General features: G+C 69.7%; 15 protein-coding genes and 1 riboswitch. Of the genes, 12 read left to right on the top strand and 3 right to left on the bottom strand.

Going from position 1 to position 14,945, the window contains the following annotated elements; translation table 11 throughout:
• Positions 1 to 236 precede the first annotated feature (236 nt).
• Positions 237 to 367, top strand: a riboswitch (FMN riboswitch).
• A gap of 147 nt (positions 368 to 514) precedes the next feature.
• The 9 genes from OHT57_RS09070 to OHT57_RS09030 all read left to right on the top strand — a co-directional run bounded on the left by OHT57_RS09070 (position 515) and on the right by OHT57_RS09030 (position 7,888).
• Complete coding sequence (locus OHT57_RS09070) at positions 515 to 1,120, top strand: riboflavin synthase (RefSeq protein WP_328745560.1); 606 nt, start codon at positions 515 to 517, stop codon at positions 1,118 to 1,120.
• The gene (locus OHT57_RS09065) at positions 1,117 to 1,758 is read left to right on the top strand and encodes a nicotinamide mononucleotide transporter family protein (RefSeq protein ID WP_328745558.1); all 642 of its coding nucleotides are present in this window, start codon (positions 1,117 to 1,119) and stop codon (positions 1,756 to 1,758) included. Before OHT57_RS09070 ends, OHT57_RS09065 begins: the two co-directional genes overlap by 4 nt.
• Entirely contained in the window at positions 1,755 to 3,098 is a 1,344-nt protein-coding gene (locus tag OHT57_RS09060; protein ID WP_328745557.1) for a bifunctional 3,4-dihydroxy-2-butanone-4-phosphate synthase/GTP cyclohydrolase II, read from the top strand. The genes OHT57_RS09065 and OHT57_RS09060 overlap by 4 nt, the downstream gene beginning before the upstream one ends.
• 25 nt (positions 3,099 to 3,123) lie before the next feature.
• Positions 3,124 to 3,609: a 6,7-dimethyl-8-ribityllumazine synthase gene (gene ribH, locus OHT57_RS09055; RefSeq protein ID WP_328745556.1), complete on the top strand. Its 486-nt coding sequence runs from the start codon at positions 3,124 to 3,126 to the stop codon at positions 3,607 to 3,609.
• Between the two features lie 34 nt (positions 3,610 to 3,643).
• Complete coding sequence (locus tag OHT57_RS09050; protein WP_020117406.1) at positions 3,644 to 3,916, top strand: phosphoribosyl-ATP diphosphatase; 273 nt, start codon at positions 3,644 to 3,646, stop codon at positions 3,914 to 3,916.
• Positions 3,917 to 3,961: 45 nt separating this feature from the next.
• On the top strand, positions 3,962 to 4,810 hold the full coding sequence (gene hisG, locus OHT57_RS09045; protein WP_328745555.1) for an ATP phosphoribosyltransferase: 849 nt from the start codon (positions 3,962 to 3,964) through the stop codon (positions 4,808 to 4,810).
• Positions 4,811 to 4,823: 13 nt separating this feature from the next.
• Entirely contained in the window at positions 4,824 to 5,282 is a 459-nt protein-coding gene (locus OHT57_RS09040) for a PH domain-containing protein (RefSeq protein WP_328745554.1), read from the top strand.
• A gap of 192 nt (positions 5,283 to 5,474) precedes the next feature.
• Positions 5,475 to 6,815: a hemolysin family protein gene (locus OHT57_RS09035; RefSeq protein WP_328745553.1), complete on the top strand. Its 1,341-nt coding sequence runs from the start codon at positions 5,475 to 5,477 to the stop codon at positions 6,813 to 6,815.
• The gene (locus tag OHT57_RS09030; protein WP_328745552.1) at positions 6,812 to 7,888 is read left to right on the top strand and encodes a hemolysin family protein; all 1,077 of its coding nucleotides are present in this window, start codon (positions 6,812 to 6,814) and stop codon (positions 7,886 to 7,888) included. The genes OHT57_RS09035 and OHT57_RS09030 overlap by 4 nt, the downstream gene beginning before the upstream one ends.
• 119 nt (positions 7,889 to 8,007) lie before the next feature.
• Here the strand turns inward: OHT57_RS09030 and OHT57_RS09025 are convergent, their stop codons facing one another.
• Together OHT57_RS09025 and OHT57_RS09020 are read right to left on the bottom strand one after the other, a co-directional pair.
• Complete coding sequence (locus OHT57_RS09025) at positions 8,008 to 9,873, bottom strand: AAA family ATPase (RefSeq protein WP_328745551.1); 1,866 nt, start codon at positions 9,871 to 9,873, stop codon at positions 8,008 to 8,010.
• Positions 9,874 to 10,305: 432 nt separating this feature from the next.
• Positions 10,306 to 10,926 carry a uridine kinase family protein gene (locus OHT57_RS09020; protein WP_328753155.1) on the bottom strand — a complete coding sequence of 207 codons (621 nt, stop codon included), beginning with the start codon at positions 10,924 to 10,926 and terminating at the stop codon, positions 10,306 to 10,308.
• Between the two features lie 229 nt (positions 10,927 to 11,155).
• On the opposite strand from OHT57_RS09020, the gene OHT57_RS09015 reads away from it, so the two are divergent.
• From OHT57_RS09015 to OHT57_RS09005, 3 genes are all read left to right on the top strand, one after another.
• A complete protein-coding gene (locus OHT57_RS09015; RefSeq protein ID WP_328745550.1) occupies positions 11,156 to 12,523 on the top strand; it encodes a peptidase C39 family protein in 1,368 nt (455 codons plus the stop codon).
• 160 nt (positions 12,524 to 12,683) lie between these two features.
• Positions 12,684 to 12,824, top strand: a complete 141-nt coding sequence (locus OHT57_RS09010) for an SCO1431 family membrane protein (protein ID WP_328745549.1) — start codon at positions 12,684 to 12,686, stop codon at positions 12,822 to 12,824.
• Between the two features lie 65 nt (positions 12,825 to 12,889).
• Positions 12,890 to 13,552: a TetR/AcrR family transcriptional regulator gene (locus OHT57_RS09005; RefSeq protein WP_328753154.1), complete on the top strand. Its 663-nt coding sequence runs from the start codon at positions 12,890 to 12,892 to the stop codon at positions 13,550 to 13,552.
• Between the two features lie 60 nt (positions 13,553 to 13,612).
• On the opposite strand, the gene OHT57_RS09000 is transcribed toward OHT57_RS09005, so the two are convergent.
• Positions 13,613 to 14,845: a glycoside hydrolase family 18 protein gene (locus tag OHT57_RS09000; RefSeq protein ID WP_328745548.1), complete on the bottom strand. Its 1,233-nt coding sequence runs from the start codon at positions 14,843 to 14,845 to the stop codon at positions 13,613 to 13,615.
• Positions 14,846 to 14,945 lie beyond the last annotated feature (100 nt).

Genomic DNA, 14,945 nt, shown 5'->3' with positions numbered 1-14,945 from the left:
TTTTGTCCTGGCGGACGCGCGCTGACCGGGGAAGGAGACCCGGCGGCGGGCAAGGGCCGTCTTCACCGCCGCCGGGCCCGTCTTGACGGGTGTCCATCCATGGCGACCCTAAAAAGGACTAGACCATTAGGTCAAGGGGTGGGGAGATGAGGTCGCGAGCAGGGCTGTGAGCCACAGCACACCGTTCGCCCGTATGGACGAGGATCGGGCGTGGCAGACTGAGTCTGTACCAGTAGCAGCGCACTCCGGGGTCGGTGAAAGTCCGAACCGGCGGTTACAGTCCGCGACCCGATCGCTTCCAGCGGTCGGTTGACCAGGTGAAATTCCTGGACCGACGGTTAAAGTCCGGATGGGAGGCAGTGCGCGGCGGGCGGGCATTCGTGCGCGCCGTCGTATCCGTTCGTCCTGAGGGACGAGTGCGTCCGGCGTCGCCCCCGGTGTTCCTGCCCGTACATTCTGTCGTCATCGACAGCCCCGGAGTCCGTGCCCGAATGAGGCAGGGAGGACCCGGGAAGTGTTCACCGGAATCGTCGAAGAGCTGGGCGAGATCACCGCCGTCGAGAACCTCGGCGACGCGTGTCGCTTCCGACTGCGTGGCCCCGTCGTCACCGAGGGCGCGAAACACGGGGACTCCATCGCCGTCAACGGCGTGTGCCTCACCGTCGTCGACCACGAGGGCGACGAGTTCACCGCCGACGTCATGGCCGAGACCCTCGACCGCTCCAGCCTGGGCGCCCTCGGCGTCGGCTCGCGCGTCAACCTCGAACGCCCCACCGCCGTCGGCGCGCGCCTCGGCGGGCACATCGTGCAGGGACATGTGGACGGCACCGGCGAGGTCCTGGAGCGCAAGCCCTCCGAGAACTGGGAGATCATCAAGATCTCGCTGCCCTCGGACCTCGCGCGGTACGTCGTGGAGAAGGGCTCCATCACGGTCGACGGCATCAGCCTCACCGTCGTGGACGCCGGCCCCGACTACTTCACCGTCAGCCTCATCCCCACCACCCTCGCCCTGACCACGCTCGGCCTCAAGCAGCCCGGCGCCCCGGTCAACCTCGAGGTCGACATCGTCGCCAAGTACGTCGAGCGCCTGCTCGCGAGCAGTCAGGGGGCGGGGACGTGAACTCCCTCAACACCGAGGCCTTCACCCTGTTCGGCCAGCACATCCTCTGGTCGGACATGATCGGCAACATCCTCGGCCTCATCGCCCTCGCGCTCGGCTGGCGGCGCAACCTGTGGAGCTGGCCGGTGCAGTTCGCCTCCGGCCTCATCCTCTTCGGCGCCTTCTTCGGACACCTCACCGGCAGCGCGGGCAAGCAGGCCGTCGTCATGGTCGTCGCCCTGTACGGCTGGTGGCAGTGGAACCGCAACAAGGGCCAGTCCGGAGACGGTCACATCGCCCCGCGGTTCGCCACCTGGACCGAGCGCGCGGTGATGACCGGAGCGGCCGCCGCCGGCACCGTCGTGGTCGCCCTCCTCTTCAAGGCCTACCCGACCCTGTCCTGGGACCCCTGGCCGGACGCCTACATCTTCGTCGGGACCATCGTCGCCATGTACGCCCAGGCGCGCGGCATGGTCGAGTTCTGGTTCGCCTGGCTCCTCGTCGACCTCGTCGGCGTCCCGCTGAACTTCGCCAACGGCTACGCCTTCTCCGGCTTCGTCTACGTCATCTACGGCGCGCTCGTCCTGTGGGGCATGCGCGACTGGTGGCTGCGCTCCCGCGAGTCCGCACGGCCCGTCCTGGAAGGAGCGCCGGCATGACCGCCCGCCCGTCACCCACCACCGCCCTGAACGAGCCGCTTCGCGCCGCCCCCTCTGTCCCGCCGATTCTCTACAGCACCGACGGGTTCGAGGACTTCGCGCTGGACCCGGTCGAGCAGGCCGTCGCCGACATCGCGGCCGGCCGCCCCATCGTGGTCGTCGACGACGAGGACCGTGAGAACGAGGGCGACCTCGTCGTCGCCGCCGAGAAGATCACCCCCGAAATCGTCGCCTTCATGATGAGCGAGTGCCGCGGCCTGATCTGCGCCCCCATGGAGGGCGACGAACTGGACCGGCTGAAGCTGCCGCAGATGGTCGACGACAACACCGAGTCGATGAAAACCGCGTTCACAGTGTCCGTGGACGCCTCCGGCGCTCACGGTGTGACCACAGGGATCTCGGCATCCGACCGCGCGACCACGCTTCAGCTCCTGGCGAGCGGCGACGCCGGGCCCACCGACTTCGTCCGCCCGGGCCACATCTTCCCGCTCCGCGCGAAGGCGGGCGGTGTCCTGACCCGCAATGGCCACACCGAGGCCGCCGTCGACCTCGCCCGGCTCGCGGGACTGCGGCCGGCCGGCGCGATCGTGGAGATCGCCGGCGAGGACGGCCGTATGCTCCGGCTGCCCGAGCTGATCCCCTTCGCCCGCAAGCACGGCCTGACGATCATCTCCATCGAGGACCTGATCGCCTACCGCCAGGCCGCCGAGCCCACGGTCCGCCGCGAGGCCGAGACCCGGCTGCCCACCGCCCACGGCGCCTTCACGGCGTACGGCTACCGCTCCATCGTCGACGGCGTCGAGCACGTCGCCCTGGTGCACGGCGAGATCGGCGACGGCGAGGACGTCCTGGTCCGCGTCCACTCCGAGTGCCTCACCGGCGACATCTTCGGCTCCCTGCGCTGCGACTGCGGCCCCCAGCTGGACGCCTCCCTGGAGCGCATCCAGGCAGAGGGCAGGGGAGTGGTGGTCTACCTGCGCGGCCACGAGGGGCGCGGTATCGGCCTGCTGTCCAAGCTGCGGGCGTACGAGCTGCAGGAACAGGGCCGCGACACCCTCGACGCCAACCTGGAACTCGGCCTGCCCGCCGACGCCCGGGACTACGGCGCCGGCGCGCAGATCCTTCAGGACCTCGGCGTCCGCAGTCTGCGCCTCATGACCAACAACCCCGACAAGTCCGAGGCGCTCCTGCGGCACGGCCTCAAGGTCACCGGACGGGAGCCGATGCCCGTACAGGCGGGCGAGCACAACCTCCGCTACCTGCGCACCAAGCGGGACCGGATGGGCCACGACCTGCCCTGGCTGGACACCGCCCCGGTGTCCACCTGCAGTAACCAGTAATCGCACACCGAGGAGACGTAAGAACGTGAGCGGCAAGGGTGCACCGGACCTGTCCGTACGCAATGTCGGAGACCTGAGGGTCGCCGTCATCGCGGCCCAGTGGCACGAGAAGGTGATGGACGGACTGGTCGACGGCGCCCTGCGCGCCCTGCACGACCTGGGCATCGACGAGCCGACCCTGCTCCGGGTCCCCGGCAGCTGGGAACTCCCGGTCGTCGCCAAGGTCCTCGCGGGCCGAGGCTACGACGCGATCGTCGCCCTCGGTGTCGTGATCCGCGGCGGCACCCCGCACTTCGAGTACGTCTGCCAGGGCGTCACCCAGGGCCTCACCCAGGTCGCGGTGGACACCGGCGTGCCCGTGGGCATGGGCGTTCTCACCTGCGACACCGAGGAACAGGCCCTGGACCGCGCGGGCATCGAGGGCTCCAACGAGGACAAGGGACACGAGGCGGTGACCGCCGCCGTGGCCACGGCGGCCACCCTCCGCTCAGTATCCGAACCGTGGCGTTAGGTGGTCCGGCCTTACGCGTAAAGTGGGCGCCACCATGTCCAATAAGACGTTCGAGGAGCTCTTCACCGAGCTCCAACACAAGGCCGCCAACGGCGACCCCGCCACCTCCCGCACCGCAGAACTGGTCGGCAAGGGCGTCCATGCCATCGGCAAGAAGGTCGTCGAAGAGGCCGCCGAGGTCTGGATGGCCGCCGAGTACGAGGGCAAGGAAGCGGCCGCCGAGGAGATCTCGCAGCTGCTGTACCACGTCCAGGTGATGATGGTCGCGCGCGGGATCTCGCTCGACGACGTCTACGCCCACCTGTAAGACCAGTCGCCGCAACCACCCCTGAGAGCAAAGGAAGCCGACCTCATGCTGCGCATCGCCGTCCCCAACAAGGGTTCCCTGTCAGGCCCTGCGGCGGACATGCTGCATGAGGCCGGCTACCAGCAGCGCCGCGAGTCCAAGGAACTGCGGATCGTCGACCCGGTCAACGACGTGGAGTTCTTCTACCTCCGCCCCCGGGACATCGCGATCTACGTCTCCTCCGGCCAGCTCGACATCGGCATCACCGGCCGCGACCTGCTGATCGACTCCGGCGCCCACGCCGAGGAGATCCTGCCGCTCGGCTTCGCCCGCTCCACCTTCCGCTTCGCGTCCAAGCCCGGCGAGGCCAACGGCATCGAGGACCTCAAGGGCAAGACCGTCGCCACCTCGTACGAGGGGATCGTCGCGGGGCACCTCGCCGAGAACGGCATCGACGCCTCCGTCGTCCACCTCGACGGCGCCGTCGAGACCGCCATCGAGCTCGGTGTCGCCGAGGTCATCGCGGACGTCGTCGAGACCGGCACCAGCCTGCGCAACGCGGGCCTGGAGGTCTTCGGCGAGCCGATCATGAAGTCCGAGGCCGTCGTCATCCGCCGTACCGGCGCGGACGTGGAAGAGCCCAAGGTGCAGCAGTTCCTGCGCCGCCTCCAGGGCGTCCTCGTGGCGCGGACGTACGTGATGATGGACTACGACTGCCGCGTCGAGCAGCTGGAGAAGGCCGTCGCGCTCACGCCCGGCCTGGAGTCCCCGACGGTGTCCCCGCTGCACAACGAGGGCTGGGTGGCCGTCCGCGCGATGGTCCCCGCCAAGGAGGCGCAGCGGATCATGGACGACCTGTACGACATCGGCGCGCGGGCCATCCTGACGACGGCCATCCACGCCTGCCGTCTCTGAGGGGTCCCGCCAGATGTCCTCCGAACTGCCCGACCTCCCCGTCACCTTCCGGCCGGGCCGCACCCGTGCGGTCCTGCTGGCCGCCGGTACCGCGATCTTCGTGGTGATCACGGTGATCGCGCTGCTCCTTGAGCAGCTCGGTCCCGGCGAGCGCCTGAGCTTCATCTTCACCGGGGCTCTGCTCGCCGGTGTGCTGTTCATGCTGGCCAGGGTGAAGGTCGTCGCCGACGAGTCCGGGGTCACCGTCCAGAACATCGCCGGCCGGCGCCGTCTGGAATGGGCCGAGATCGTGCAGGTGAACCTGCGTCCCGGCGATCCGTGGGTGTTCCTCAACCTCAGCGACGGCACCAGCCTGCCCGTGCTCGGCATCCAGCCGGGCATCGCCAAGCAGCGGGCCATCGCCGATGCGAAAGCCCTGCGCGCACTCGCCGAGGCCCGCTCCACAGCCCGCCCGGACGAAGATCAGGGCTGACTTGGGGGCTTTGACCCTGCCGCAGGTGCCCATGTCTTGATTAATCTGTTGGCGGAGGCGTTTTCCATGCGCCTCCGCCCTGCGTTGTTCCAGCACCTTGTTCCTGCTACCCGAGGAGTGACTCCCTCCAGCGATGGACGGATCGTCCTGTAGTACATGCGCCGCCCCCTCCCGACCCATCGAGGCGGCGGCATGACCATCCCCTTGTTGCTCCTAGGAGCGGCGTTCCTGCTGATCCTGGCCAACGGCTTCTTCGTGGCAGCCGAGTTCGGCCTGATCACCGTCGAGGCCACGGACGCAGAGAAGGCCGCAGCCGAAGGCGACCGACGGGCCCGAAGGGTCGCCGAGTCGCTCAAGGAGCTGTCGTTCCAGCTCTCCGGCACCCAGCTCGGCATCACCATCACCTCCCTCGTCGTCGGCATGCTCGCCGAACCGGCACTCGCGGAACTGCTGCACGGCCCGTTCACGGCCATCGGCATCCCCGAGGGCGCGGTCTCCGGCGTGGCCGTCGTCGTCGGCATGCTGCTGGCCTCCGCCGTGCAGATGGTGATCGGCGAGCTCGTGCCCAAGAACTGGGCGGTGTCCAAGCCGATGCAGGTGGCCCGCTTCGTCGCGGGCCCCCAGCATGTCTTCGCCCGGCTGTTCCGACCGGTGATCGCCGCCCTCAACGCGGTCGCCAACCGCCTCGTCCGCGCCCTCGGCATCGAGCCCGCCGACGAGCTGGCCTCCGCCCGTACCCCCGGCGAGCTGGTCTCCCTGGCCCGGCACTCGGCCCAGGCCGGTGCCCTGGAGCAGGACACCGCGGACCTCTTCGTGCGCACACTGTCCCTCGGTGAGCTCACGGCACAGCACGTCATGACCCCGCGCGTGAAGGTCAGCTCGCTCCAGGCCTCCGCGACCGCCGAGGACGTCGTCAACCTCACCCGCGCCACCGGGCTGTCCCGCTTCCCGGTCTACCGCGAGAAGATCGACGAGATCGTCGGCATGGTCCACCTCAAGGACGCCCTGGCGGTCCCGGCGCAGGACCGGCTGCGGACACCCGTGCGCCGTATCGCCCGCCCGGCGCTGCTGGTGCCCGAGACGCTCCCCGTCCAGCCCCTCCTCGCCCAGCTGCGCAACGAACAGCCCATCGCCGTCGTCGTCGACGAGTACGGCGGCACGGCCGGCGTGGTCACCCTGGAGGACATCGTCGAGGAGATCGTCGGCGAGGTCCGCGACGAGCACGACGACGCGTCCGACGAAACTCCTGAACTGGCGGCCGCCCCCTCGGAGGACGGCCGTCTCACCTGGGACGCCGACGGCAGCTGCCGGGTCGACATCCTCCAGCGCATAGGCCTCGACGTGCCCGAAGGACCGTACGAAACCGTCGCCGGGCTGGTCGCCGACCTGCTCGGCCGTATCCCCGCCGTCGGAGACCGGGCAGAGCTGCCCGGCTGGCGGCTCACCGTGCGCCAGGTCGGGCACTACAGGGCCGAGCGGGTCCGTCTGGTCCGCACGGTCGCCACCGTGAACGTCATGGAGGCCGCCCGATGAGCGTGCTCCAACTTCTCTTCGCCGCGCTGCTCGTGCTCGCCAACGGTTTCTTCGTCGGCGCCGAGTTCGCGCTCGTCTCCGTGCGCCGCAGCCAGATCGAACCGCTCGGCACCGCACGTGCCCGACAGGTGCTGTACGGCCTGGAGCGGCTGCCGCAGATGATGGCGGCGGCCCAGTTCGGCATCACCATGTGCTCGCTGACGCTCGGCGCCGTCGCGGAACCGACGGTCGCCAAGCTGCTGGAGCCGGTCTTCGAGTGGATCCACGTGCCGCACGGCGTGATCCACCCGCTGGGCTATGTGATCGCCCTGGCCGCGGTCGTCTTCTTCCACCTGGTCATCGGCGAGATGGTCCCGAAGAACCTCGCGATGGCCGCCCCGGAGAAGGTCGCGCTGTGGCTCAGCCCGGGCCTGGTGGCCTTCGCGAGGGTGTGCAGGCCGATCACCGTCGCCCTCGGCGCCTGCGCCCGGGGCATCCTGCGGCTCTTCGACGTCGAGCCCAAGGACGAGGTCGAGGCGGTGTTCACGAGTGAACAGCTGAACCGGCTGGTGGAGGACTCCGGCCAGGCCGGCCTGCTGGACCCCGAGGAACAGGAACGCCTGGAGGACGCGCTGGAACTGGGCTCCCGTCCCGTGACGGACGTCCTGCTCAAGTGGGAGTCCCTGGTGACGGTGCGTCCCTCGGTGACCCCGGGCCAGATCATCGAACTCACCGGCCACACCGGGTACTCACGCTTCCCGATCGCCGCGGAGAACGGTGCCTTCATGGGGTACCTGCACGTGAAGGACGTCCTGGATCTGGAGGACTCGCAGCGGGCGGTGCCCCAGCAGATCTGGCGTCGGATGACGAAGCTCAGGTCTGATCTGCCGCTGGACGACGCGCTGACGGTGATGCGGCGTGCGGCGACGCATCTGGCCCAGGTGGCGGACGGTTCGGGCAAGGTGCTCGGGCTCGTCGCGCTGGAGGACGTACTGGAGCTGCTGGTGGGCGAGGTACGGGATCCGGCTCACCGGGAGCTGCCGGAGGTCCGGGTCGCCGAGCCTCGGAGCAGCGAGGAGGCGTTGGCGTCGTAGGGGTCGTCGTACGGCTGCGGGCCGGTGGGGTGGGTGCAGTCAAGGATGTCCGGCTGCACCCACTGCTTCAGGGGCGCGGGGAAGCGCGCGACAAGCCCCACCGGCCCGTAGCCGTACGACTACGTCGTCGACGGGTCCTGCGGCCCCCGCCCCGACAGCACCTCCCCGTACGCCTGCATCAGGTCCGCCAGCCGTAACGTCGACAGGTCGTCCCGCGTCAGCACGCCCGGATACGTCGACAGGCGAAGATCCCGATACGCACAGCTCTTCTCGTACAGCGTCCGCAGGAACCGACCGTTCCCCAGCTCGTCGATCCATCCCTGATCCACCACGTGGCCGGCGATGGAGCGCAGCTCGTCCAGCGCCTCCTCGTCCCAGATGTCACCGTTCTCGCTCGCCAGCACCTCGCCGATGGAGGTGAGTTCGAGCGGTCGGTACGACGGAAAGTCGACGCGGGTCGTGAAGCGGGAGGAGAGCCCCGGGTTCGCGGCCAGGAGTCGGTCCATGCCCTCCGGGTAGCCGGCCAGGATCACGACCAGGTGGTCCCGGTTGTCCTCGGCCCGCTTGAGCAGCACCTGGAGCGCCTCGTCGCCGTACGCGTCCCCCTTGCCGTAGCCGGAGTTGGAGAGGGAGTACGCCTCGTCGACGAAGAGCACGCCCCCGAGGGCCGAGTCGATCAGCTCGTTCGCCTTCACCGCCGTCTGACCGAGGTACTCCCCGACCAGGTCCGCCCGCTGCGCCTCCACGAGATGGTCGCCGCCCAGCAGACCGAGGGCGTAGAAGACGCGCCCCAGGATGCGGGCCACCGTGGTCTTGCCGGTGCCGGAGGGGCCGGAGAAGACGAAGTGACGTTTGGGCGGCTGCACCGGCAGGCCCTGGCCGGTTCGCAGGCGGGCCATGTTCAACTGGGCGGAGAGCGCCTTGACCTGGCGTTTCACCGGGTCCAGGCCGACCATGCGCTCCAGTTCGGTGAGGGCTTCCTCCAGTAAGGCGGGATCGGTGGGTCCGGCGGGCAGCGGCCCCACCGGTACGCCGGAGCGCTCCCGTCCGGCCGGGTCGGTCATCGAGGGCAGGGGCCCACTGGGCGGCGGCTCAGGCTCGGAGAGCCTCAACTCCCGCCCTTCGATGCCGAACAGGGGATCGACCCCGTCGGGCCCCTCGAGGACGTCCTGCCCGAAGCCGGTGAGTGTGATCGCCGCGAGATCGGCGGGGTCGTCGTACCCGTCGCTCTCGGCGATGGCGGCGAGCCGGGCCGAGGTGTCCATGAAGGCGGGGTCGACGCGGTGCACGGCCCGGTAGAGGGGGAGTGCGGCCGCGGACCGGCCCGTTCCCTCGTGGGCGCGGGCCAGCCAGTAGCGCAGTTCCTTGCGCTGGGGCTGTTCGCTGCGACAGCGCATCAGTGCCGCCGACAGGAGTGGCTCGGCCTGGCCGAACGTCTCCAGACGGACCCGGGCCATGCCGCCGAACAGACCTGCCTCGATGCCGAGCATGGCGTCGTCGATCAGTGGGTCGGTGTGCCGGACCAACTGGTCCCAGTCCTTGACCAGATAGGCGCGGCAGGCGTGCAGGAAGCGGACCTGGTGGTCGGTGTCCACCGGCGGCAGTCCCGCGAGGGCCCGGTCCAGCTCGGGGACATGGCGGCCGTCGAGCCAGTGCGAGGCGTGCGCGAGGAGCAGGTCACGCGGGCTCTCCAGGACCGGCTGCACCCACCACCCCAGCCAGTACCAGGAGTTGAGCGTCCTGCGATGCCGGGTGCGCTGTTCGCCGAAACGCTCGCGGTGCCGGAACATCCGGAGCAGCGCGGTCGTCGTGTCGACGCGCAGTGCGTGCAACCCGAGCCAGCCGTCGGCCATCCCGGGATCGATCCGCACCGCGACCCGGAACTCCTCCTCGGCCTGCGGATAGGCGCCCATCGTGTAGGCGTCCACACCCCGCAGCCAGGCGAGGTCGGCCGGGGCCTCGGGGCCCTGCGTGCCGAAATCCATCACGTCCCCCACAAGCCGTGCCCCCGTGGTTTCACCACCGGGCCGTCGCCCGATGGCCGCCTTCGTCCAACCGCTGTGCCGCGGACCGGAGTTGCATCGGTGTGCAGAGCAGCCGTCCGTAGGTCGCACCGAGGGCATCGTACCTGCGGTGGTGTCGCTCGCCGTAGGGTGCCGCACAGGCCGTTTGGCGAGGTGGGAGCAGATGGGGCGCATCGGGCGCGGTGACCCAGGGTGAGCGAATCGCGCCTCACAGCGTCCGGAATCCCGGGTGAGGGCAGAACGAAGCCCCCGATCACGGGGGAACAACCGGGGGCTTCGCGACTGCGGGCGACCTCGAACGGCCGCACATTGAGAACGTAAGACCTGTACGGCCCCTCGGTCAAGCCGAGTTGGGGGAGTCCGGCAAGTTCCTGTCAGTGGGCCTTCACAGGATCAACACATCGCCGTCGAGCCGTCACCGTGCGTGACATCCTGGTCCGGTCCAACAGGCGCGGCAGGCCCTTTGGCGGTCTCATATCCCTCCCGGCACTGCCGTACCAGAAGGTCGGCGAAGGGCCTGGAGGGGTCTTCGGCGAAATGCCGTTGTTCCGCCGCGACCCATCCGTCCCAGAACTCCCGCTGTTCCGCCCCGTCCCGCAACCGGCCACGCGTCCAGGACTCCTCGCGGGGCAGTTCCATCCACAGCAGGTGCGCCAGGTGCGGCCGCAGAGCGCGTCGGCCGGCCCCGACCCCCTCCAGCAGGATCAGCGGGTCCGGTGGCACGTCGCGGGGCGCTCCGCACTGGCGGGTGCGCCAGTCGTAGGGGGCGTAGTGCGCGGTCTCGCCCCGGCCGAGCGGTGCGATCACCTCGCTCAGCAGCCGCCCGGTCCAGTCGAACAGTTCGTCGTGCCGGGCGATGTCGTCGAGGTGCAGCACGGGAACGCCGCCGAGGGCGGCGGCCAACTGCCGGGCGAACGTGGACTTTCCGGAGCCCGCGTGTCCGTCGATGCCGATCAGACGGACCGGGCCGCAGGACGGGGGCAGCCGGCGGAGCCGGGAGGCGAGGAGGTGGATGACGAGTCCTGAAGGTGCTCATACGGACGGGCGGTCGGGCCCGTCCAGTCTAGTGAGGGCCTGTGATCACCGCCGGAACCGAAGCTTCCCAGGTCACGTCAGTGGACCAGACCAATATTCATGGGCGTGGCACGGGCCGAAGTGCTGGCAGGAGCATGCCCCCTCCTCCATAGTTGGCGCACGACCGTGCACAGTCTGTCCGATTCGCACACCGGGGGTCTTTCCACTCATGAGCCAAGCCCAACAGCCGTCCCGCAGAACCGTTCTGGCCGTCGCGGTCGCCGCCGCGGTGGCCGGCAGCGTGGGCCCCGCGGCCGCCGCGGCCGCCGCGGGCAACGCGACCGACGCGGAACCCGACCGGGACACCCGCCCCGTCGACAACCATGCCTGGACCACGTACAGCGACTGGCACGGCGGCACGGGCAGCGGCACCCGTGCCGTCCCCGGCAGACGACCCGGTGTCGTGATCGGCGCCCCCGCCGGCACCACCGACTACACCGACCCGCACACCGGAACCACCGCCACCTGGGAGTACGCGACCTGGACCTCCCCGGTCCGCCGGCTCGCCGTGCCCTCGACCGAGGTGATCGCCTCCTGGAACGCCCACACCCCGGCCGGCACCTGGATCCAGATCGAGCTGGAGGGGACGTACTCCGACGGCACGGTCACCCCCTGGTACGTGATGGGCCGCTGGGCCGCCGGTGACGGCGACATCAAGCGGACCTCGGTCGACGACCAGACCGACGGCAAAAGCACGGTCTGGACGGACACCTTCGCGATCGACGACCCGGCCACCGGACTGCGCCTGGCCTCGTACCGGCTGCGGCTGACGCTCTACCGCAAGCCGGGCACGAAGGCCACGCCGACCGTGTGGCGGCTGGGCGCGATGGGCTCGGACGTCCCCGACCGGTTCACCGTCCCCGCCTCCGCACCCGGCGTCGCCCGTGAGCTGATCGTCCCGCGCTACTCGCAGGAGATCCACAAGGGCCAGTACCCGGAGTACGACAACGGCGGCGAGGCCTGGTGCAGTCCGACCTCCTCGCAGATGATCATCGAGTACTGGGGCGGCCGCCTCACCGCGGAACAACTGGCCTGGGTCGACCCGTCGTACGCCGATCCGCAGGTCTGCCACGCGGCCCGGTACACCTACGACTACCAGTACGCGGGCTGCGGCAACTGGCCGTTCAACGCGGCCTACGCGGCCACCTACGACGACCTCCAGGGCGTGGTGACCCGGCTCGGCTCGCTCACCGACCTGGAGACGCTGATCGCCGCCGGAATCCCGGCCATAACGTCCCAGTCGTTCCTCAAGGAGGAGCTCACGGGGGCGGGTTACGGCACCTCCGGCCATCTGATGACCGTCATCGGCTTCACCGCCGAGGGCGATGTGATCGCGAACGACCCGGCCTCGCCCAGCGACGCGGCGGTGCGGCGCGTCTACAAGCGGCGTGAGTGGGAGAACATCTGGCTCAGGACCAAGCGGTACAACGCCACCGGCAAGGTCGTCTCCGGCACCGGCGGCGTCTGCTACCTGTACTTCCCGGCCTGTCCGACCGCGCGCCAGCGCAAGGCGCTCGCGGCGGTGGGCGTGCGCTGAGCAGGCCCGCAGCGGCCCCCGGCACCCGCCGGGGGCCGTTCGCTGTGACCAAGCTCTCGGCCGCAGAGGCCCATGTCGGTGGCAAGGTGGACGGATCGGTGGGGGAGACCGTCCAGCCCGTCCAGCCGTTCCGACGGCCATCCGAGAGCAGTGAGACGCCATGACCGCACACTCCGCCACCACCGCCCGCGCCCGTACCGGCAGCCCCCAGGACAGCGGCCCGAGGATCCTCGAACATGTCGCGGGCTGGACCCTCGTCGCGGTGATCGCGATGCTCGTCACGCAGCTCGGCCTGCTGTGACCTGATGCAATTGGTGACCTGACATACTGCGGATGTCCTGCCGCCAGCCCGAGACCAGGTCGATATTGAACATCAGTGAGCAGCGTGAAGCCGCCCGGCCGCGGGCTCGCGGCACCGAGCGCTCGGTCGCGCGCCGTGCCGAACTCATCTCCATCGGGCGGAAGTTGTTCGCGGACACCTCCTACGACGCGCTCTCCATGGACGACATCGCCCGCCAGGCGCACGTCGCCAAGGGGCTGATCTACTACTACTTCCAGTCCAAGCGCGGCTACTACCTGGCGATCATCCAGGACTCCGTCGCGGACCTGGTCACCTACGCGGCGAGCGGTCTCGAACTGGGGCAGGTGGACCGCGTCCACCGCACGCTGGACAGCTATCTGCGCTACGCCGAGCACAACCAGGCCGCCTACCGCACCGTCGTCAGCGGGGGCGTCGGTTTCGACGCCGAGGTGCACGCCATCCGGGACGGGGTGCGCGAGGCGATCGTCGCGACCATCGCCCAAGGCGCCTACGGCCGCACCGACGTCTCCCCGCTGGCCCGGATGGGCCTGCTCGCGTGGGTGTGCAGCGTCGAGGGCGCGACCCTCGACTGGATCGACGGCCCTCCCCAGCTCTCCCGGGACACGATGTGCGACCTCCTGGTGAAGTCGCTCGGCGGCTCGATGCGCGCCATCGCGGAGATGGACCCCGCCTACCCGACTCCGCCGCCGGCCCGCCGCGAGGGCTGACGGCCGACGAGTCGGGGCGGAGGCTCGTGGTCCCCCGCCCCGAGTCCGGTGCCGGACAGGTCAGTTGATCGCCCGGATCAGCTCGCCGCCCGAGGTGTCCCCGCTCAGCTCCCAGAAGAAGGTGCCGCCCAAGCCCTGCTGGTTCTTGTACGTCATCTTCGTGGCGATGGTCGCGGGGGTGTCGTAACTCCACCACTGGTTCCCGCACTTGGCGTAGGCAGTGCCGCCCACCGTTCCCGTCGCCGGGCACTTGGACTTGAGCACCTTGTAGTCGTCGATGCCCTGCTCGTACGTGCCCGCCGCCGGGCCGGTGGCCGCGCCGCCCGGCGCCGACTGGGTCACGCCCGTCCAGCCACGGCCGTAGAAGCCGATGCCGAGCAGCAGTTTCGAGGCCGGTATGCCGAGTCCCCTGAGCTTGGCGATGGTGGCCGAGGTGTGGAAGCCCGCCTTCGGGATGCCGGAGTAGGAGGTCAGCGGCGAGTGCGGGGCCGTGGGTCCGGACGCGTCCCAGGCTCCGAAGAAGTCGTACGTCATCGGGTTGTACCAGTTGACGTACTGTGCCGCGCCCGCGTAGTCCGCCGCGTCGATCTTGCCGCCGGACGTGGCGTCAGCGGTGATCGCTGCGGTGACCAGCGTGCTGCTTCCGAACTTCGAACGCAGCGCCGCCATCAGGTTCTTGAACGCCTCCCTGCCGCTGGTGTCACAGGTGTTGCCGCACGCGTTCGGGTACTCCCAGTCGATGTCGATGCCGTCGAAGACGTCGGCCCACTTGGAGTTCTCGACCAGGTCGTAGCAGGACTGTGCGAACGCGGCGGGGTTGCGGGCGGCCTCACCGAAACCGCTCGACCAGGTCCAGCCGCCGAAGGACCAGAGGACCTTGAGGCCGGGGTGTTTCTTCTTCAGCTCGCGCAGCTGGTTGAAGTTGCCGCGCAGCGGCTGGTCCCAGGTGTCGGCGACGCCGTCCACGGACTCGGCCCCGGTGTAGGTGCGGTCGGTCGCCGCGTAGGCGTCGCCCATCGCGCACTTGCCGCCGGTGACGTTGCCGAACGCGTAGTTGATGTGGGTCAGTTTCGCCGCCGAGCCGGAGGTCTCGACGTTCTTGACGTAGTACTTGCGGTCGTAGGTGCCCCATTCGGTGAAGTAGCCGACGACTTTGGAGCCGGCGGCCCTCGGTGTCGCCTCGGGGGCGGCGGCGGTCGCGGTGCTCGCGCCGGCCAGCAGGCCCGCGCCGAGGACCGCGCAGCACGCGGCCGAGATCAGGGCCCGGAAGCGGGCGTGGCGGGGAAGGTGCATGGGTGTCTCCTCGTGGGGGAGAGGGGATCGCCTGCGATTGGCATGAACGCGGTAAAGCGTTGCCGGAACAGTAGGAGGACTAGACCACCGCGTCAATGGT

The sequence above is a fragment of the Streptomyces sp. NBC_00285 genome (assembly GCF_036174265.1).
GTDB lineage: Bacteria > Actinomycetota > Actinomycetes > Streptomycetales > Streptomycetaceae > Streptomyces.
Note: the sequence above shows the minus strand (reverse complement) of the source record. Positions and strands in the feature narration are given on the sequence as shown.